The following is a 20,912-nucleotide window of genomic DNA, read 5'->3' as shown; positions in this document are numbered from 1 at the left end:
CAATAAAGTAATAGATTTGATTTCTGTGAAAAGAAAATCTATGATTAAAAAATTACTCCTCGTCTTATTTATTATTACGAGTTTTTCGTATTCTCAAAATACTGTAGGTACAGTTTCAGTTACAAGTGAGGCTTATGACGCATTCACTTTATTCACTGTACACGAAAAAACATTCTTAATTAATAATTGCGGCCAAATCATTAATGAATGGTCCAGCAATTATTTACCCGGATCTTCTGTATACCTTCTACCAAATGGCAATTTACTAAGACCTGGCAGACTAGAAGACGGCAGCACAGATATTGTAATAGGTGGTGCTGGTGGTATTGTAGAGCTTTATGATTGGGATAACAATTTATTATGGTCCTACACTTATAGCACGGACAATGTTAGGCAGCACCATGATGTTTACCCTCTACCCAACGGAAATATACTAATACTTGCCATATCAGTTATGTCCGAAGCAGACGCCATACAAGCAGGAAGAAACCCTTCAAATATACAAGATGGGGAAATCTACAGTGAAACCATATTAGAGTTAGAACCCGTGGGTACCAACCAAGCCAATATAGTATGGGAATGGGATATTAAAGATCATTTAATACAAGATTTTGATAACACTAAAGATAATTTTGGCGATGTAGCTACCAGCCCTCAGTTACTTGATATTAATTTTTTAAACGATAATAGTCCTGTAAATAATTGGTTACACTTTAATTCTATTCAGTATGATGAATTGAGAGATCAAATTGTAATCAGCTCAAGAAAACTAAGTGAAATTTATATAATTGACCATTCTACAACGACCTCTGAAGCTGCATCAAATTCTGGCGGATTATATGGTAAAGGCGGTGATTTATTGTACCGATGGGGAAACCCAATAGCTTATAGAAATGGTACCACGGACGACAGAAAGTTATTTGGTCAGCATACCCCTTATTTTATACCAACTGGTTTTCCAAATGAAAACAAAATAATGCTCTTTAACAACGGTATTAACAGAACACCAGCTTTTTCGCAAGTCGATATATTAAGTTTACCCGAAACTAGTCTCGGAGTTTACGATTATACACCAAACACCGCTTATCTTCCCCAAAATACAGATTTTACTTATGACGAAATGGTATCAGGGGAATCTTCAGAATTTTTCTCTGGTATAGTAAGTAATGCACAACAATTAGAAAATGACAATATACTTGTTTGCGAAGGTCGTGAAGGTTATTTTTTTGAATTGAATAACGCTAATGAAAAAGTTTGGGAATATATTGTCCCTATAAATAGTAACACGGGAGCTTCTACAACCCAAGGAAATACGCCTCCTACAACAAATTTAACATTTAGAGCCATTAAATACCCTTTAGATTACGATGGTTTTATAGGTAGAGATTTAACACCTAATGGGACTGTTGAGCTAAATCCAGATTTAACACCCTGCAGCAGCTTGTCTATTAACGATTATAAAGATATTGCCCTTAGGATTTACCCAAACCCCTCTAATGGAGTATTTAATATAACCACCCATGCTTCCATACAAAGTATCAGCGTATACAATGCCTTAGGAAAAGAGATTTATAAAACCACTTTAAATACAATAGATTTAACTCAAATGCCTGATGGTATTTACTACTTAAGAATTACGTCTAATAACCAAACTATAAGTAAAAAAATTATAAAGCATTAAAAATAGTAGACAATTAATTTAAACAAGAATTTTCAAATCTTTAATATGGGTTTACCTTTGTAGTATGAAAAAAGAAACCATAGTATTTGGTATTAGAGCCATTATTGAAGCCATAAATTCCGATAAGTCCATAGATAAAGTATTTTTACAAAAGGGCTCTAGAGGTGAATTGTTTCAAGAGCTAGAACACCTTCTAAGACAACAAGGCATTGGCTCATCTTATGTTCCTATTGAAAAATTAAACCGGTTAACTCATCAAAATCACCAAGGTGCAGTAGCTTACATTTCTCCAATCACCTTTTACGCTATAGAAGATTTAGTCTCAGAGGTTTTAGATTCTAAAAAACCTCCATTATTTTTATTGCTAGACCAAATAAGCGATGTACGTAACTTTGGCGCAATCATTAGAACAGCAGAATGTACAGGTGTTTCTGGAATAATAATTCAGAAAAAAGGCGGAGCACCGGTTAATGGAGACACTATTAAAACAAGTGCTGGTGCTATTTTTAAAATTCCTATTTGCAAAGTTGATCATATAAAAGACGCTATTTTTTATTTACAATCGTCCGATATTAAGATTATTGCAGCCACAGAAAAAGCAGAAAAATCCATTTACGACATTTCACTAGCTGAACCTACTGCAATTATTATGGGTTCTGAAGGCAGAGGTATTAATCCTTCGGTATTAAAAATTGTAGATGAACAAGCTAAACTTCCTATTTTAGGAGATATTGAATCTTTAAATGTTTCTGTGGCATGTGGTGCTTTTTTATATGAAGCCTTAAGGCAGCGATTGAAGGATTCATAATCTTATATCGCTATTTTCAGTATATAAAAATAATTCACCCTATTATTTCAGACTTTAGAAATTTGTTAAAGTTTTTAACACTTTCTTTGTTTCTTAACTATTTTATCTCCAAGTTTGTGTTAAATTTTTAACACATTAATATGAAGACAACATTAAAAATTAGATTAACACTGCTCGTTGCTTTGTTGATGCAAATTGGATTTGCACAACAAAAAACAGTGACGGGAGTAGTTTCTGATGAAAGTGGATTACCCTTACCGGGAGCCACAGTTTTACAAAAAAACACCAGTAATGGTGTGGCAACGGACTTTGATGGTAAATATTCCATAAACGTAGGTAGCGGTGATGTATTGGTTTTTAGCTATGTAGGCTATGCCAACAAAGAAGTAATTGTCGCTGAGGCTAATACCATTAACATTTCCTTGGAACCAGACAATTCTTTAGAAGAGGTGATTGTTACTGCACAAGGTATTAAGAAAGAGAAAAAAGCGCTTGGGTATGCCGTATCTACTGTAGAAAGTAAAGATATTGAGCAAAAACCAGATACCGATATTGGTAGAATACTTAGAGGTAAGGCTTCTGGTGTTAGAATTACAGGTACAGGTGGTGTTTCTGGAAGTGGATCTAATATTATAATTCGTGGATTTTCTTCAATTACAGGTGGTAACCAACCCTTATTTGTAGTTGATGGTGTTTTAATTGACGGCTCTACAGGTGGTTCAAACCAAGCTGCGAGTTCTGCAAGTTTCCAATCCGGTAATGTTAGAAGTGGTTTTGCAGACATTGATCCAAACAACATTGAAAGCGTAAGTATTTTAAAAGGGTTAAGTGCAACAGCATTATATGGTGGACAAGGTAGAAATGGTGTGATTTTAATTACAACAAAATCTGGTGGTGAGGCAAGCAAGAAAATGGAGATAAGTGTAACACAATCTTTATTTACAAATAATATTATCCTACCAGACTACCAAGATACTTGGGGTAATGGTTTCCAAAATCAATACGGCGCATTTTTTAGTAATTGGGGTTCTCGTTTTGACAGCCAAGACACTATTGATAATGCATTTAGAACAATGTTACTTAATAACTTTGGTGTTGAGCCGTCTGAGCTTTTCCCTGGAAGAACAGATCTAGATGCGCCAGAGGTTGCCTACAGACCTTTTAACAGCCAAGACGCTTTTTTTAGAACAGGTATCGTATCTACTACGTCTGTTAATGCTTCTGGTAGTATGGGTGATAAAGGAAATTTTAACGTAAGTTACAGTCATGTTGATGACGAATCTTTTATACCTGGAAACCAATTGGTGAGAAATAACTTCTCTTTGGCTTCTTCTTATAAATTTAATAACAAATTTAGCATTAATGGAAAAGTAAATTTTGCTAAAACAGATATTACCTCACCATTTACAGATGCCTCAACAGGTAGTGATGTAACAATATCAACAGCTGGTACTGGTGGTATAGCTTCGGTTTGGAATATACTATACTTACCAAGGAGTGTTGATATAACGGGCTCACCATACCAACACCCTGTAACTGGTGAAAGTTTATGGTACAGAGGTGGTAATGACCGTATGAACCCACTATGGGTTGTTGACAATACAAAAGACGAAAATAACACGAATAGGGTTTTTGGTAATTTTATAACATCCTACGAATTAAATGATTGGATGACCTTAAGCTACAGAGCTGGTTTTGATATTACAAATACCATGACAGAACGCAGCATTAATAGAGGTGCTAACGACGGAATCCACCCAACGGGTTATCTACAAACTACAAGCGCTAGAAGATCTGTTTGGGACCATTCGTTACTACTTAATATTGACAAACAATTAAATGAAGATTTTAGTGTACAAGCTACCTTTGGTGCTAACTCACAACGACAAGAATTATTTACTGACGGTGCAGAGAGTAGAGATCAAATTATTTTTGGTTTACAAAATCACATTAATTACCAAAACTCAAGTACTATAATAGAAGGTACGTTATTTGCAGGTAATAATTCAACCTATCAATTCCAAGATGAGAGAAATATTGTAGCATTATATGGTGCAACTACCCTATCTTATAAAAACTATTTATATTTAAACGCATCTGTAAGAAATGAATGGACCTCTAACCTAGAGCCAGAATTCAGATCGCAAATAGCACCAGGTGTTAGTGCATCGTTTATTCCTACAAGTGCGTTTCCTGAAATTAGAAGTCAAAATGGAATCAACTTCTTAAAGGTAAGAGCGGGTTATGGTACAGCACCAGGGTTTCCAAGTGCAAATTATATTACGAGACCAACAGCTAATTTAATTCCAAATGTTTTTGAGGCCAACGGTAGAGGAACAATAACTACGAGTATTCCAAACCTACTTCCAAATCCTAATTTACGTCCAGAATTATCGAAAGAATTTGAAGTTGGTGTAGATGCAAGATTTTTAGATAATAGAGTAGGTTTTGAATTTACATATTATAACAGAGACACCGAAGATCAAATTATAGCAAGACCACTTCCACCAGAAACTGGTTTTACTAGTCAATTTACAAATGTGGGTAACGTTATTAACAAAGGTTTAGAAATTGTTGCCGATGTCACACCTGTAAGAACAGAAAACTGGAATTGGAAACTTTCTGGAAGTTTTAGTCGCAATGTAAGTGAAGTACAAGGACTAGATGATGGTGAGCAGATTCTGTACGGAGGTATATTTTCTACACCAGCCAACGCCGCTATAAACGGTGAACAATTAGGAGTTATTTTTGGAACACGCGTTTTAAGAGATGACGCTGGTAATCGTTTGGTTGATGAAAATGGATACTGGATTCAAGATAACACAAACGGAATCATTGGTGATCCAAACCCAGACTGGTTCTCAACAATAAACAATGTTGTATCTTGGAAAAACTTTAGTTTTAATATGCAGTGGGAATATCAACAAGGAGGTGATATCTTAGCAACTACCGTTGGTGCTTTAGTAGGTAGAGGTCTTGTAGAAGACACTGATTTTGACCGTACACAAAGTATCATATTACCAGGTGTAAGACAATCTACTGGGCAACCCAACAATATTCAACTAACAGCTACCGAAGCTTATTTTGACAATATAGGTTTTGGCACCGATGAATTACTTATATACGATGCCAGCCATGTGCGCCTTAGAGAAGCTTCTATATCTTATAATATGCCTAAAAAATGGTTAGATAATACACCATTTGGTGCAGTTTCATTAACTTTATCTGGTCAAAATCTTTTTGTTAAGGCATTTAATGTGCCAAAGAGTGTTAATTACGATCCTGAATTAAATAGTTTAGGTGTTGGTAACTCACAAGGATTTGACTATTTAACGTCTTGGAATTCGAGAAGATATGGTGCAAGTGTTAAAGTAACATTTTAATTAAAAGCTATGAGAAAAATAATAAAGACCAAATTAACGTGGTTATTGCTAATACTATTAGCCATTACCATATCTTGTGAGACTACGGAATTAGATCTTTTACAAGACCCTAATGTACCAACACCTGATGCATTAGACCCAGATACGAACTTAAATTTTGTACTGTCAAATTTTAATCAGTTTTTTGCAGAAGCCACTGAGGCAGGTGCAGAAGCTGTACGTTTAGAGTATATGTTTAACACTTATGAGGTTAATTTCATTAATTCTAATGGAAATTTAGCTAATATGTGGAGTATAGCTTACGCAGATATTTTGAATGAAATAAAATTAATTGAGCCTATCTTAGTAGAATCTAATCGTTTTCGTCACTTAGGGGTAAACAAAATAATTAGGGCTTATACCTTAATGACCTTAGTGGACTATTTTGGGGATGTACCATTATCTGAAGCCCTCCAAGGTGGAGATGTTTTTCCTACGTTAGATCCTGCCGCTGATGTTTACGCTGCAGCCTTAGCAGATCTAAATGATGCCTTAAACGATTTTGACCAAATTGATGATACAACACCGGATTTTAGTGATTTGTTTGGTGATTTATTTTACGGTGATGATATTGACAAGTGGAGTAAACTAGCTAATACACTAAAATTAAAGTATTATTTAAATATAAGTTTAGTAGATCCTAATGCAGCTGGTGAAATTACTAGCTTAATTAATACAGAGGATATTATTACAGATAATAGTGACGATTTCTTTTGGCAAGCCGGTACAAGTGACAATCCTCAAAGTAAGCATCAATATTATTTTGAAGAATATGAGGCCGCTAATACAGGAGAATACATCCCAAACTATTTGGCTTGGGCACTGACTATAGAAAAAGGAATTGACGACCCAAGATTACGTTATTATATCTACAGACAGGTAGATGAATTTCCTACAGACCCAGCGACATTAAATAACGAAATTGATTGTTGGAACGATCCGAGACCAAGTTCTTATGCTTCTGTTGACGCTATTTCTGCGGCACCATTACCATTTTGCTCACTTTTTGATAGAGGTGATGGTTATTGGGGAAGAGATCATGCTGAAGCGGATGGAATCCCACCAGATAACGCCAAACGTATGACATTTGGCACTTACCCTATAGGTGGTCGTTTTGACGATAACGATGCAGAAGATATAAGTGCAGGTGATGGTCTTGACGGTGCAGGGATATGGCCTATTATGATGGATTCTTTTGTTTACTTTATGAGAGCAGAGGCTGCGCTTAACTTAGGCACCGGAGAGGATCCTAGAGCAATGTTAGAGCAAGGAGTGAGATCATCTATCGCTACTGTAATGAGTAAACTACCAAACCCAGATAGTTTTAGTAATGTACCCACTATGGCTGATGTTGAGAATTATGTGGACGAAGTTCTTGCCTTATACGATGGTGCAACCGACGATGGAGGAAGAATGGCTGTTATTGGTAAAGAATATTGGATTGCCTTATTCGGTAACGGTGTAGAAGGCTATAACTTATATAGACGAACTGGAACACCTATTAACCTTCAACCTACTTTATTAGGAACAGGTAATTTCCCAAGATCCTTCCTATACCCTAATGTGACTGTAGATAGAAATCCTAACATAGACCAAAAAGCTGGTATAACCGTAAAAACCTTTTGGGATAATAATCCTGATGGATTTATACAATAAAAATAAAGCAATATGAAACAGATTTTTAAATTTTTATTAGCATCCGTATTGATTTTCAATATAGGATGTTCGGACGACGATACACTTCCTGTGGACATCGAAGACCTCAATGTAAGTGGTGGCCCATTTGCCCAACAGATTCTTTCAGAAGGGCTTAGTGACATCAATTTATTAGACCCTTCTGGTTCTAATTTTACTAAAACATATCAGTTGATATCTTTAGATAATGGAAATGATATTAGTTTATTTGAAGTGTTTGTTAACGCAACCAGATTGTCAGATGAACTTGCAGGCGAACAATTATTACTATCAATACCTGCATCCGAATTTGACACAAGCTCAGGTCCATTTCCTCAGGTTATGGTTGATTTTGCCGCTGAGGATATTTTAAACTTGTTAGGCCTAACCACAACAGATTTAGAAGGGGGAGATCAGTTTAACTTTCGTTTGGCGCTGACTAACCCAGAAGGCACATTCTCTGATGTTAGTGCCAACTTTGCCAACCAATCTGCACAACATACGTTTATTTCTAATGTTATTTGTTTAAATGTTCCTGTGCCTGGTGATTGGACGCTTGAGATGACCGACCTTTACGGTGATGGCTGGAACGGTGGCCAAATAACTGTAAACATTAGTGGTGAATCAACAACGTATTCAGCAGCTGGTTTTGGAACAACAGTAACCATTACTATACCAGAAGGTACAACGATATTTACATTTACCTACACATCTGGTGATTGGGAAGGAGAGAATTTATACACCCTCACCGATCCTAATGGCATGGTTGTACTTAATGAAGGTGTTGGTGACGGTAGCCAAACCAATGGCCCACCAACAGGTGAATTATTGAACAATTGCCCAGAATAAACTTAAACAAGTTTAGTTTGTATAAAACCATCTCAGAAGTGAGATGGTTTTTCTATTCAGTACTACTTAATAACTATAAAAAATATAGCCTTAAACGCTATGGGTTTTTAAGATTAGCCTAATAGTTATTTCTAAATACGTTTATCAATCATTAGGCTCTAAGCTTTCGTCCTCTGGTAAAATTTCAATAAAATTTCCATCTTCATCAAAATGACGCATAAAGGGATCTTCTTCCTCATTGTAATCTGGCTCTTGCCATTTATAACGTTTTGGTTTAGCTATTTTTTTTCTATAAACAAGCGCAAAAAATAAACCCGTAATAAGACCGCTTAAATGCCCTTCCCAAGACATCCCTTCCTTTATAGGAAAAATATACCAAATCATACTTCCGTACAAAAATATAACCAACAAAGACAGTGCAATTAGCCTAAAATTTTTAGCTATAATTCCTTTAAAAAACACGAAACTAAAAAGGACATAGATTAACCCGCTAGCACCTATGTGATTACCTGAAGCGCCAATGAGCCATGTTAAAAACCCAGAACATAGTATACCATACAAAATAACGTTCCATGCAATTTTATTATAGAAATAAAACAGTGCTAAGGACAATACTAAAAGCGGAATTGAATTATTATAAATGTGATTAAGATCACTGTGTAAAAAAGGACTCGTAAATATACCTATAAGCCCATTAATTTTTTGTGGTCTTATTCCCAAGGATTTAATACCATAATCAATATTAATTTGGTACCAAAACACCAACCATACTAAAAACAGTATCAATAAAGGATAAATGATTATAGTATTAGAGTACTTAAACTGTTGGGAGGACATACTTAATTTTAAAACTAGTATTTCAAATTTATGACCAAAGTATGATTGTATGAAATATTGTCATAACCATTTTTTTAACTCTGAAAAATATTAGTTGTAATTTTAAACCATGAATATTCCTTTAGCCGAACGTCTCCGTCCTAAAGTATTAAACGACTACTTAAGCCAGCAACATCTTGTTGGTAAGGATGGTATGTTATATCAGCAAATTAAAAGCGGTGTTATTCCTTCGTTAATACTTTGGGGACCACCTGGTATTGGAAAAACCACATTAGCCAATATTATTGCTAACGAGTCTAAGCGTCCTTTCTTTAAGTTAAGTGCTATAAATTCTGGTGTAAAAGATATAAGAGAGGTTATTGATAAAGCTAAAAAAAGTGGTGGCCTATTTACGGCAAAAAACCCAATATTATTTATTGATGAAATTCATCGTTTTAGTAAATCGCAACAAGACTCATTATTAGAAGCTGTAGAAAAAGGTTGGGTAACTTTAATTGGAGCTACAACAGAAAACCCTAGTTTTGAGGTTATTTCTGCCCTGTTATCGCGTTGCCAAGTCTATACGTTAAATGCGTTTGGCAAAGCCGATTTAGAAGCGTTATTACAACGTGCTATTGAAGAAGACACCGTTATTTCTAAACTAAACATTGAACTAAAACAAACCGAAGCACTCATTAAATTTTCTGGCGGTGATGCCAGAAAACTTTTAAATATATTTGAATTACTCGTTACCTCTTTTGATAAGGAACCTATAGTAATCACTAACGATTTGGTCACAAGACAAGTGCAAAACAAAGCCGCACGTTATGATAAAACAGGCGAGCAACATTATGATATAATATCTGCTTTTATTAAATCAATTAGAGGTAGTGATCCTAATGCTGCTGTGTATTACTTAGCAAGAATGATAGAAGGAGGAGAAGACGTAAAGTTTATAGCGAGAAGACTTCTTATTTTGGCTAGTGAAGATGTTGGAAATGCAAATCCCACAGCTTTGGTTATTGCAAACAATACTTTTCAAGCGGTGTCGGTAATAGGACATCCAGAATCTAGAATTATTCTAAGCCAATGCGCAACATATTTAGCAAGTTCACCAAAAAGTAATGCAGCCTATGAAGCCATTAACAAAGCACAGCAACTTGTTAGAGAAACTGGAGATTTGGCTGTGCCTTTATCTATAAGAAATGCACCTACAAAATTAATGAAAGAATTAGGTTATGGTGAAGCTTACAAATATGCCCATAGCTATGATAACAATTTTGCCGAGCACGAATTTTTACCCGAAGCCATTAAAAATACAACGCTTTATAATCCAGGAAATAACGCCAGAGAAAATGCACAACGCCAATTTTTAAAAGCACGTTGGAAAGAAAAATACGGCTATTAAAATTTAATATTTAAGCGCTTCTCTATTAATTTATCACCCTGGTTTTCTGTAAACAACCATTGATTGTTTTTCTTAATAACCATAGCATTTTTATCCTTTACCATAAATATATCTGGCGCGCTGGTTTTTAATAAAATCATAATTATTTTAGGTTCTGAGTCTATAAGTTGATACCCATTTTCTATAGGTTGTGCATAGTATATAGTTTCAGAATTAAAATTTGCCACAAGCTCTTGCTGGTCTATTTTAGGATTGGTTGCACGTTCAAGAGGCTCTGAAATAGTTTCATTTTCACTTGGTGAAACAGCCGTTAGTTCTATATCAGCGTCATTAACTGGTGTATATTTGTAGTTGCTATTTTTAAATGTAATAAAAGCATCTCTTAAGGCCTGGTTGTAGGCTTTTCCATAATTTTTCAATTTAGATTCACCAACCTTAGATGTTACTACAATTTTATCATTACAATTCTTTAGAGCTATCTCTAATTTAGTTTTAAGAAAACCTCCTTTAACCTCGTAGACATCAGCCTCTAAAGCAAGACAACTATTCAACCTTAAATCTTTGGGATAGTCCTCTCCTTCAAAATAAGCTATGAAGCCATACTTATTAAACAAAAACTTTGCTATAGAATTTAATTGATATTGGTCTTCGCCTTTAGTAAAATCAAAACTTTTAGGCACTATTACATATTTGTAATTATTTACCTCGTTTTGCCCAAAGGTTATTAAACCTATGGAAAGTAGTATGAATGTAATTACGTTTTTAAACATATTGCTTTTTTAAAGATAGTTTTTTATTGATTTTAGTTCTGTGATTTTCTTGTATCCTTTAGAATTATTTAAATCCTTATAGTCAAAATAAATGGTGTCCATACCTATTTGATCTGCACCTTCAATATCTGCTTCTAAACTATCTCCAATCATTATACTTTCTGTTGGTAAGGCTTTGGCCAAATCTAAAGCAAAATTAAAGATTTTTGGATTGGGTTTTTTAACACCAACCATGTCTGAGTTAGTGACTGTTTTAAAATAATCTCTAATGTTAGAATTTTTCATTTTTCGTTCTTGAGCTTCTTCAAAACCATTGGTAATAATATGCAACACGTACTTATCTTTTAAATAATTTAAGATCTCTAATGTCCCTTCAAACAAATGATTAAACGTTGTTAAATGCTCTATATACGCAATAGATAAGTGATTTATGAGCTCATCCTTAACCTCAATCCCTACAGCATCAAAAGCGTCTTTTAAACGACCGTATCTTAAATTAGATTTAGAAATTTGTTCTTCTCTATAGAGTTTCCAGTAACGTAAATTAATGGGCTCATAAACTTCTAAAAAGGCATTAAGATTAACATCTATGTTGTTGCGTTTAAAAATCTTATCAAAAGTTAGGCCAGAATTTTTATCAAAATCCCAAAGCGTATGGTCTAGGTCAAAAAATACGTGTTTTATATCGGTTGTCATTCAGCAGATTCTAGTATTAAATTAAAAAGCGATTTATAACCCTTCCATCGCTCTAAATTACTAAATGCATAATTATGAAATACAGGTGTAAAAGTGCCATTTACCGCCTTAATTTGATCCATGAGTTTTTGCAGATGTTCTTTTTTATCGAGTTGAGATTGGTACTTTAATAAGCCAAAATCTAAGCAATGGTAAGGATTAATTTGCAATGGTGTCTCTACCTCGTAATCTAAGTCGTAAAATTGAAACGGTGTACAGGTACCAGCTCTAAAACCAAGCTTATCTATGTAGCCCATTGTAAATTCTTGATTAATTTCTAACTCAATTAAATGCCTATATGATTTAGGTAAGTTTAATTTTGAAAATGAATGTCTTACAGCCGCCAATTCCGTATTAATAATAGACTCCATCTTTAGTTTTTCTTTCTTCAAAATAGATAAGTCTTCTAAAGCAAAGTAGGAGGCTTTAATACCAACGTTACAATAATCTGCTACCGATTTTATTAGAGAAACAAATTCTTTTTTATTGGTGCTTATATTTTTGTCGTAGGTAGAGTAATCGCCTATTAAAAATAGCACCATAAATTTAAACTGACACTGCTTTTGTTTGGTAATAATCCATTTAAAGGTATCGTAAGGATCGCGCTTAAAACCCATTAAAACCAAATACCGTTGATAGAGTTGCCTAAACTTAAATCTGCCTATGTCCGCTAATGTACCTCCAATAGTTCTAAGTAGACCCTTTTTTCTAAAATAATAAGCCATAGGCACATCTATCACAGGTTGAAGCTTATAATGTCTTTGAGGAAATTTAAAATCTGGAAAACGCTCTTGCAGTATTTTCTGCAGTTTATAAGCCCAAATATCTACCACGGGCTGGTTTAAAAAATGTTGCTTGTATGCCAAACTGTTTTTTGCCGTAAATCTTCCATAATCATCTTTAACATGAGGCAAATATTCCTCATAACGACTCAGTAAATAAAAGGAAGCTGCAAAAATGTCAAACGCTAAATCACTACGCTCACCAGCAGCAAAAAAACCTTTGGTTGTTTCCCATGGCTGTACATTAATATCTAAATCGGACAGGCCTTGCTCAAACAACAGCGTATGACTTCGTACAAATAATTCATTACTCAATGGCTGTTTTGTATAAGACATCTTAAGGCTACTGTGCGCAATAAAATCTTCTACTTTAGATGTAAATTTTACCTCTAGTCCCAAAATACGTTTGCAAATATGCTTAAATGTATATTGTAATCGAGATGTAATTTTATGTGAGTAGACTAGTAACATTTTCAGTTTGCTGTATTCAGTTGCAGTTGGTCGTAAAAAATTAAAAATAACAAATTCTAAACGCAATATTATACATTTAGAAGACTAAAAATTTAAACCTTAAAATTTGAGATTTTTAAATTGAAATTAAACGCTTTACATAAGGTTTTCATCTGCAAAACTAAAGTATGCTTTCTCTGTTATGATTAGGTGATCTAATACGTTTATATCTAAACTTTTTGCTGCTGTTTTTAGTTTATTGGTAATAGCGATATCTGCTTTACTAGCTTTTAATGTTCCTGATGGATGATTATGACACAATACTAAAGCCGTTGCTCCTACTTCTAAAGCACTTTTAAGCACCAAACGCACATCGACTAAAGTACCAGTAATACCACCTTTACTTAGTTGATTTTTTTGAATGACTTTATTAGAATTATTAAGATATAAAACCCAGAACTCTTCATGTGGTAAATCGCCCAAAAGGGGTTGCATAATATTATAAACAGATCGGCTAGATTCTATTTTATCTAATCGCATGTTAGCTTCTAATCGTCTTCGTCTACCCAACTCTAAAGCTGCAGTAATAGTAATTGCTTTGGCCTCACCTATACCCTTAAATTCCATTAATTGCTTAATAGACAATTTTCCTAAAGCATTAAGATTATTATCTACACTAGCCAAAATACGTTTACACAAATCCACAGCACTTTCAGCTCTACTTCCAGAACCTATGAGTATAGCCACGAGTTCTGCATCACTCAAGTTAGCTTTTCCTTTATCTCTTAGTTTCTCTCTTGGCTGATCATCTTGAGACCAATTTTTTATGGAAAAAGACGTTGGTTTTTCTGACATGCTTTAAAGATAAAAAATTGTAATTTTAAGCCACTAAATAAATCAATTATTATGCAATCTATATTTGAGGAAAAGGCTTATAATGAAATAAAAGCACGTATATCTAAACTTAATGAAAGTGCTACAGCTAATTGGGGCAAAATGAATACGGGTCAAATGGTATGGCATTGCCAAGGCCCATTTAATATTCTACTAGAAAAAAATGACTACGGCATGAAACCCAATTGGTTGGTTAAACTTTTATTCAAAAAATCGATGTATAATGACAAACCTTGGAAAAAAGGATTACCAACAGCCAAATTTTTAAAAACTGAAGACACTAAAGATTTTGAACAGGAGAAAATAAAATTAGAAGCCTTAATTGATGAAGCCTACTCGCAACGCACCAAAACAGAATTTGCTCCTCACCCTGCTTTTGGTCACTTTACGTCACAACAATGGGGACAAATACAATACAAACATTTAGACCATCACTTTAAGCAATTTGGTGTGTGAATTTAGTAGGCAGTAATCAGTAATCGAAAATCTCAAATCGTAAATCGTAAATCTATTGTATCCACCAAAACATCATCAGGACGACAACATCAATCACATGATTGAGGTGATTAAAACCTATCCCTTAGCCACGGTTATTTCGGTAGACAACAACCAACCTTTAGTTACTCATTTACCTTTGGTTTACGAGGATAAAAAACTTATTGGTCATATTGATATATATAATCCTCAAACCAAACTTCTTAAAGATAATAATGATGTTACCATCATTTTTGGTGGACCACAATGTTACATTTCACCAACCGTATATTCTACAACACAATTACCAACTTGGAATTATATAAAAGTGCATTTAAAAGGAACAGTAAAAGCTATTGAAAGTAAAGCGGCTTTAAAGCAATCCTTAATTACCATGACGGAGTTTTTAGAAGCACCAGACCACAAGTATGTTTTAGAACCAGACAACCCAAGATTAGATGCTAACTTAGATTATATAAAAATGTTTGAAATCTCTATTACCCATTGGGAAGGTAAATTTAAACTCTCGCAAGACAAAAAAGCTAAGGATAAAAAATTAGCACGTGAGGAATTACTTAGAGCCAATAAAGAAAGTATTAAACAATTTTTGGATAACGTTTTTTCATAAAGGAACAGCTGTAAGGTTTTACAGTATTCTCAACTAATATATCTTTACAAACGATATCAAAGGATACGATATGCAAGACAATAACATACGACATTATATAAAAGCGGTATTAGAAAACATGCCTAAAGATTGGCTAAATCTAACCACACATCGTTTAGATATTTATAATGAGCCCTTGGCTAAAACTCAATTCTTAGAACACTTTGAAACCTTATTTAATACTCATAATGCTGAAGCATCAGCACTAAAAGTATTACCAACGGCCTATGATTACATACGCTTAGGCCACCCACTCTCTTGTGTGTTAGAATGGACCCTTGCCAAATTACATCATATAACAGCAGAGCAGGTGATTAGTTTTTCATCAGAAACCACACCAATTTTAGCGGTGCTAAGAACTAACTTATTAAACCAAAAGAACACACAGATTTTATATACCCACGATTTACCGAAGTCTTTTGATGCCGCTATTATAAAACATGTGTATGGTTATAATTTTGAACTTAAAAAAATTGAAGATCTAAATGCTATTCCCAAGTTTGACGGTAGTACTATTTTAATCTCAACACAAGATAAAATAAGCACTTTAAACCATAACCCTAATATTGATTTCTATCTCCATTTATATAATAATTTAGGCAGCGTTATTAGTATTAATGGAGAGCATAACACCAATTACATTTCAAACATACAGCATGTGCGTCGTAGAGAAACCATAGCTATGACACCAGCCAATTGTGCAATAGCATTACGTGCATTAACCCAAGAAACTGCGACTCAGTCTATAACGTCTAACGAGGCTACAAAAACAAAGGTATTAGACACTATAAAAACCATTACAGATACAACAACAAAACCTGTAGTGGGCTCTAGTGGTTTATCTATTCAGTATGCCATAATGATGGGTTTAATTAATGATGCACTAGATCATTACAAAGAAAAACCCGTTAAGTTTATTGTACCAACTAATTGTTATGGTGGCACTAATGACCAAGCCAGACGTGTCGCTGCTTGTTTAGATTATGTAGAGGTAGTAGACCTGCAAGTTGATGGTGATAATGACATGATTAAAAGTCTAGAAAAGGTTTTAGCAGAAGTTGCTAAGGAAGACGCAGTCCCTTATATCATTGCTGAAATACCTACCAACCCACGTGTAGAAGTCCCAGAAATGGAACAACTAAAGGCAGTTTTAACTAAAGTAAGACACACCAAAACTGGACAAACAGCTATTGCACCCGTATTTATTTTAGACCAAACCTTTTGCCCAAATATTCAGTTTTTAAGTGATGATGCTATACTAGCACCTGTAAAAACCATTGCATATATCAGTGGATCTAAGTTTCCTAGTGGTGGAAAATGTACAGCAGGTTATGCTGCGGCAAACACATCTGCAAAACCATTAATGCAAGCTATAGAACAACATTTATTACTTTGCGATAATGAAGCTACAGCATTGCAATATCAACTATTAGCAGAACAAATGCCAACGATGTTACAACGCATTGCAGAGGCTTACAAGAATACGTGTGAGTTTGTTAACTTTATTGAAACCACATTACCCCAAGCTAAAATCAATTTTGTATCCGAAGCCTTAGCAGAACAAGGCTTTACACCTTCAGTATTTTCGCTAGACCTACCAACTAAGGGAAATTCACCTGAAGAACGCGAAGCTTATAAGCGAAAACTAAACCATAAGCTCATTAACTTAATGATTACGGAGATCCCAAATGAGAGTAAGTATTGCGTAAGCTATGGACAATTAAAAGGCTGTTATTGGACGATACCAGCCACCTCAACACAAGGCACTACTAAAGAGGGCGATAAAGATTATATTGCTAGAGTTGCTGTGTCACCAGATTTAGATTTAGAAAAGCATAAAGCGGTTTTTAAAGATTTTGTGGAAAATTTATAACATTAACTATTTTAAGTATTTTTATGTGAAATAATACTGATTAAATAAAAGTGAATAAATTAGATTATTGCGTTTCATTAAGAAAAAAAGGATTATCTAAAACTGAGATAATCAAAGAAATAAAAGCTCATAATTTTGACCAGTCTGATATTGAATTTTACTTAAAAAAATCTGATGAGATTTATTTAAATCAATTATTAAACAGTAAAACATCTCATCACAAAAAAAAGCCTAATCGTATTTTTAAAACCATAGTTCTTATAATAAGTTTTCTACTACTCATAGCCGTATTTTATGGTTATGCAAGTATTGGACTCATTGGTCTTTTTATATTTTGGAGTTTAGTTAAGTATGGATCTTACAGCAGATGAGCATGGTACATCGGCATTCTCGCCTCGAGACACCTTTATTCCGCTATTTAAGATAAGCTCCTAAAACAATACCGAAAGCCTTCGGGACAGGATCCACAAAACTCTAAAACAGTTTTGTCACCTCATCAAAATCTAAACCTCCATAGTTACCAGAGCTCATTAAAAGCAATGACTTGTTTTCAAAGTTCTGTGAGAATAGAAAGTCTTTAAAATCTTTTGGATTGGTATAAATGATTAAGTCATCTCGTTCAAAGGCGGTTGCAATCTGCTTATGAGTGACTTCTTCTAACTTTTTAATCTCAACAGCATGCGGTGAATAAAAGACCACTGCAACATCTGCAGCATCTAATGCACCTTTATACTCTTTTAAAAATTCCGCATTTAGACTACTATACGTATGCAACTCTAAACAAGCTACTAAAGTTCTGTCTTTGTACTGTTCTTTTACTGCTTTGGTTGTTGCTTCTACCTTACTTGGGCTATGTGCAAAATCTTTATAAGCCACACTTTTAGAATTTTCAGCAATTTTCTCTAAACGCTTACTTGCTCCTTTAAATGTAGATATAGCTTCGTAAAAACCCTCTTCATCTATACCCATGTGTTGGCAAATCCATTTAGCACCAGCTAAATTATTGAGATTATGAGCACCAAATACCTCAATTGGCATAGGACCTTCGGACGTTTCTAATAAGGTTTCGCCAGCTTCAACAGTATACTCTGGTGTACGATAGGCTAGCTTCCTAATTTGATTTTCAGAAGCTTCTACAACACGTTTGACTTCGGAATCTTCTTCATTGTAATTGATGCTTCCTCCTCTTACAATAGAATCTACAAAAATGCTAAACTGCTCTACATAATTTTTATACGTTGGAAACACATTAATATGATCCCAAGCAATGCCACTCAATAAGGCTATATTAGGTTTGTACAAATGAAACTTTGGACGTCTGTCTATTGGTGAACTTAGATATTCGTCACCCTCTAGAACGATAAAGTCATTATCTTCGGTAAGTTTCACCATTACATCAAAACCTTCGAGCTGCGCACCTACCATATAATCCACGTCTCTATCGTGATAATGCATTACATGCAAAATCATAGAGGTAATTGTAGTTTTACCATGGCTTCCACCTATAACAACTCGGGTCTTGTCTTTGGCTTGCTCATATAAAAATTCAGGATAACTATAAATTTTTAAACTTAAGTCTTGGGCTTTTAATAATTCTGGATTATCGGCTTTGGCATGCATTCCAAGAACTATAGCATCTAAATCTGAAGTGATTTTTTCTGGAAACCAACCCATAGATTCTGGCAACAAGCCTTTGGCATCTAATCTTGACTTTGACGGATCAAAAATGGTATCATCACTTCCTGTGATTTTATATCCTTTATTGTGAAGTGCTATGGCTAAATTGTGCATTGCTGCACCACCAATTGCTATAAAATGTACGTTCATGTAGCAAATATAAATTATAGAAAAGAGATTTTAGAAATAAGACATGATAAAAAACGAACAACATATCTTCTTCAAACTAGTCTAATATCTCATGTCTATGGTCTCATGTCTATTATCTCAAGTCTATTATCTCAAGTCTATTATCTTAAATCTAAAAATTAGGATTAACCGCCAAACTTTTAAATAACTTTGCTTTGGTACTAAAAAATTTATACTGTACTTCTATGGCCTTTAGTTGTCCATCGATAAGTTTGGATTCTCGAGAGTTGACCAAGAATAATGAACTTTCTCCGAGTGTAAATTTGCGCTCTTCGGCCTCTAACATCCTCAAATAATCAGTTACCATTTGCCCTACCAATTCGTTCTGTAAAACATAAGAATCTAGCTCTTGCCTTAGTGCATTAATTTTATTCTGAAGGTTAACTCTTGTGGCGTCCATTTCAAACTCAGTGTCTTGCATTTTTAGTTTTGCCAATCTGAGATCTCCGCGTTCTTTTCTTAAAAATAAAGGAAAACTTATATTTAAACCACCTTTATATTCGGCAGTATTTAAAGTTCTGGCTACTTCTGGTACTTCTGTAATAAAATTATATTCTACATCTACTTTTGGTAATAATTTATTGGCTTTTAAGCGTGTATCTACTTCTAAGCTTTGTAATTTATAATCTAAAGATACCATTTTTGGATGCGTTTCTATAATCACATCATCTTGTCGTAATTGATTAATGTTAAACGTTGCATCTACTATTGGTTCTGAGGAAACGTCTGGTATTACGTTAGGTTGTAATTCTACTGGTACATTATCTTCTAACCATAAAAAGGTTGATAGCTCTAATGCAGCTTTCATCAATTTTACTTTAGCTTGCTCTAAACTGAGCTTGCGCTGATTAATAGCAATACGCGCTTCAACAACGTCTATTTCGGCACGTTCACCCACTTCTGCGCCACGTTCTATACCTCTATATCGTAATTCTGCATTGGTTAAAAAGTTTTGAAACAGCTGTAATTCATTGTAGGCTTGCAACCATTTAAAGTAAGCCAACGAGGCTTCAAAAAGAATAGTATTGACAAAAATATCGCGATCTGCCCTTGCTTGTTCCCTAAACAATCTTGCCTGCTTAAGCGCTGCCATACGGTCGTTAATTAAAAAACCTTGGGCTACAGACATCTTTATACCAGCAGAATATAAACCGTCTTCTGGCACAAAGGCTTCAGGATTTAGAAACTCACCAGAATTTTCTTCAAAAGTTGCTTTAAGCTCTATACCATACCATGTCGGTATTTTAAACATACCATTGAGACGATCAAAATACTCAAGCCCTTTAAACTTTTTTCGGTCATAATCTACTTCAAACTTAGGATCAAAAGCACCTCTAGATTTTAAGAGTTTTGCCTGGCTTTGATCTATTACCAATTCGGCTTGCTTCACAATAGGATGAAACTCTTTAACGTAGGCTAAATACTCATTGAAACGTAAGACTTCTGAAATAGAGTCTGATTGTCCATAACTAAATAAACTAACAACTATAAAAAGTAATGTACTTAGATACTTCATGCTTATTTCTTCGCTTTTTTAGCTCCACTTCCATCTTGTGGTTGGTAGTAATTTGGTGGAAAACCATTTAATCGTCGCCACAATTCATAACCGATTGGCACATCGTCTAATAGCGCCATTGTAAAGGCACCTGAGCCTGCTCTTACATCTTCTGGCCATGGATGGCTATCTGGGTCTGGCGCTAACAAAATTCTAAACTTACCATTATCGCTTATAAAACGTTCTAC

17 protein-coding genes and 1 pseudogene are annotated in these 20,912 nt (G+C 34.5%); 10 read left to right on the top strand and 8 right to left on the bottom strand.

What is annotated here, in order from left to right; genetic code table 11:
- Positions 1–40 precede the first annotated feature (40 nt).
- The 5 genes from Q0800_RS11105 (at position 41) to Q0800_RS11085 (ending at position 8,434) form a co-directional block, all read left to right on the top strand.
- A complete protein-coding gene (locus tag Q0800_RS11105; RefSeq protein WP_299129581.1) occupies positions 41–1,681 on the top strand; it encodes an aryl-sulfate sulfotransferase in 1,641 nt (546 codons plus the stop codon).
- 64 nt (positions 1,682–1,745) lie between these two features.
- Positions 1,746–2,489, top strand: coding sequence for a 23S rRNA (guanosine(2251)-2'-O)-methyltransferase RlmB (gene rlmB, locus Q0800_RS11100; protein WP_299129578.1), 744 nt, complete (start codon positions 1,746–1,748; stop codon positions 2,487–2,489).
- Positions 2,490–2,629: 140 nt separating this feature from the next.
- Positions 2,630–5,872: a SusC/RagA family TonB-linked outer membrane protein gene (locus Q0800_RS11095; protein WP_299129575.1), complete on the top strand. Its 3,243-nt coding sequence runs from the start codon at positions 2,630–2,632 to the stop codon at positions 5,870–5,872.
- Between the two features lie 9 nt (positions 5,873–5,881).
- Complete coding sequence (locus Q0800_RS11090; RefSeq protein ID WP_299129573.1) at positions 5,882–7,567, top strand: SusD/RagB family nutrient-binding outer membrane lipoprotein; 1,686 nt, start codon at positions 5,882–5,884, stop codon at positions 7,565–7,567.
- Positions 7,568–7,579: 12 nt separating this feature from the next.
- On the top strand, positions 7,580–8,434 hold the full coding sequence (locus tag Q0800_RS11085) for a hypothetical protein (protein WP_299129571.1): 855 nt from the start codon (positions 7,580–7,582) through the stop codon (positions 8,432–8,434).
- A 144-nt stretch (positions 8,435–8,578) separates the two neighbouring features.
- Here Q0800_RS11085 and Q0800_RS11080 read toward each other — a convergent pair whose 3' ends face one another.
- Positions 8,579–9,271, bottom strand: coding sequence for a rhomboid family intramembrane serine protease (locus Q0800_RS11080; RefSeq protein WP_299129568.1), 693 nt, complete (start codon positions 9,269–9,271; stop codon positions 8,579–8,581).
- A gap of 109 nt (positions 9,272–9,380) precedes the next feature.
- Here Q0800_RS11080 and Q0800_RS11075 point away from each other — a divergent pair, with 109 nt between their 5' ends.
- Positions 9,381–10,658 (top strand): replication-associated recombination protein A, encoded by a 1,278-nt coding sequence (locus tag Q0800_RS11075; protein ID WP_299129565.1) that lies wholly within the window; start codon positions 9,381–9,383, stop codon positions 10,656–10,658.
- On the opposite strand, the gene Q0800_RS11070 is transcribed toward Q0800_RS11075, so the two are convergent.
- The 4 genes from Q0800_RS11070 to radC form a co-directional block, all read right to left on the bottom strand.
- Positions 10,655–11,428 (bottom strand): hypothetical protein, encoded by a 774-nt coding sequence (locus Q0800_RS11070; protein ID WP_299129562.1) that lies wholly within the window; start codon positions 11,426–11,428, stop codon positions 10,655–10,657. The two genes, Q0800_RS11075 and Q0800_RS11070, sit on opposite strands and share 4 nt — an antisense overlap.
- Before the next feature lie 9 nt (positions 11,429–11,437).
- Positions 11,438–12,124, bottom strand: coding sequence for a YjjG family noncanonical pyrimidine nucleotidase (locus Q0800_RS11065; protein ID WP_299129558.1), 687 nt, complete (start codon positions 12,122–12,124; stop codon positions 11,438–11,440).
- Positions 12,121–13,416 (bottom strand): polysaccharide deacetylase family protein, encoded by a 1,296-nt coding sequence (locus tag Q0800_RS11060; protein WP_299129555.1) that lies wholly within the window; start codon positions 13,414–13,416, stop codon positions 12,121–12,123. Before Q0800_RS11060 ends, Q0800_RS11065 begins: the two co-directional genes overlap by 4 nt.
- A gap of 135 nt (positions 13,417–13,551) precedes the next feature.
- The gene (radC, locus tag Q0800_RS11055; protein ID WP_299129552.1) at positions 13,552–14,250 is read right to left on the bottom strand and encodes a DNA repair protein RadC; all 699 of its coding nucleotides are present in this window, start codon (positions 14,248–14,250) and stop codon (positions 13,552–13,554) included.
- A 51-nt stretch (positions 14,251–14,301) separates the two neighbouring features.
- Between radC and Q0800_RS11050 the strand changes: the two genes are divergently transcribed.
- The 4 genes from Q0800_RS11050 (at position 14,302) to Q0800_RS11035 (ending at position 17,674) form a co-directional block, all read left to right on the top strand.
- Complete coding sequence (locus Q0800_RS11050) at positions 14,302–14,745, top strand: DUF1569 domain-containing protein (protein ID WP_299129550.1); 444 nt, start codon at positions 14,302–14,304, stop codon at positions 14,743–14,745.
- A gap of 55 nt (positions 14,746–14,800) precedes the next feature.
- A complete protein-coding gene (locus Q0800_RS11045; protein ID WP_299129548.1) occupies positions 14,801–15,391 on the top strand; it encodes an FMN-binding negative transcriptional regulator in 591 nt (196 codons plus the stop codon).
- 70 nt (positions 15,392–15,461) lie between these two features.
- On the top strand, positions 15,462–17,303 hold the full coding sequence (locus tag Q0800_RS11040; protein ID WP_299129545.1) for a PLP-dependent transferase: 1,842 nt from the start codon (positions 15,462–15,464) through the stop codon (positions 17,301–17,303).
- A 50-nt stretch (positions 17,304–17,353) separates the two neighbouring features.
- Complete coding sequence (locus tag Q0800_RS11035) at positions 17,354–17,674, top strand: hypothetical protein (protein ID WP_299129542.1); 321 nt, start codon at positions 17,354–17,356, stop codon at positions 17,672–17,674.
- A 103-nt stretch (positions 17,675–17,777) separates the two neighbouring features.
- Here the strand turns inward: Q0800_RS11035 and Q0800_RS11030 are convergent, their stop codons facing one another.
- From Q0800_RS11030 to Q0800_RS11020, 3 genes and pseudogenes are all read right to left on the bottom strand, one after another.
- Positions 17,778–19,130 carry a Mur ligase family protein gene (locus tag Q0800_RS11030; protein ID WP_299129539.1) on the bottom strand — a complete coding sequence of 451 codons (1,353 nt, stop codon included), beginning with the start codon at positions 19,128–19,130 and terminating at the stop codon, positions 17,778–17,780.
- 151 nt (positions 19,131–19,281) lie between these two features.
- Positions 19,282–20,685 (bottom strand): TolC family protein, encoded by a 1,404-nt coding sequence (locus Q0800_RS11025; protein ID WP_299129537.1) that lies wholly within the window; start codon positions 20,683–20,685, stop codon positions 19,282–19,284.
- 2 nt (positions 20,686–20,687) lie between these two features.
- Positions 20,688–20,912 (bottom strand): annotated as a pseudogene (locus tag Q0800_RS11020) (biotin attachment protein); the annotation flags it as partial.

It is taken from the genome of uncultured Winogradskyella sp. (assembly GCF_937958655.1).
Taxonomy (GTDB): Bacteria; Bacteroidota; Bacteroidia; order Flavobacteriales; family Flavobacteriaceae; genus Winogradskyella.
Note: the sequence above shows the minus strand (reverse complement) of the source record. Positions and strands in the feature narration are given on the sequence as shown.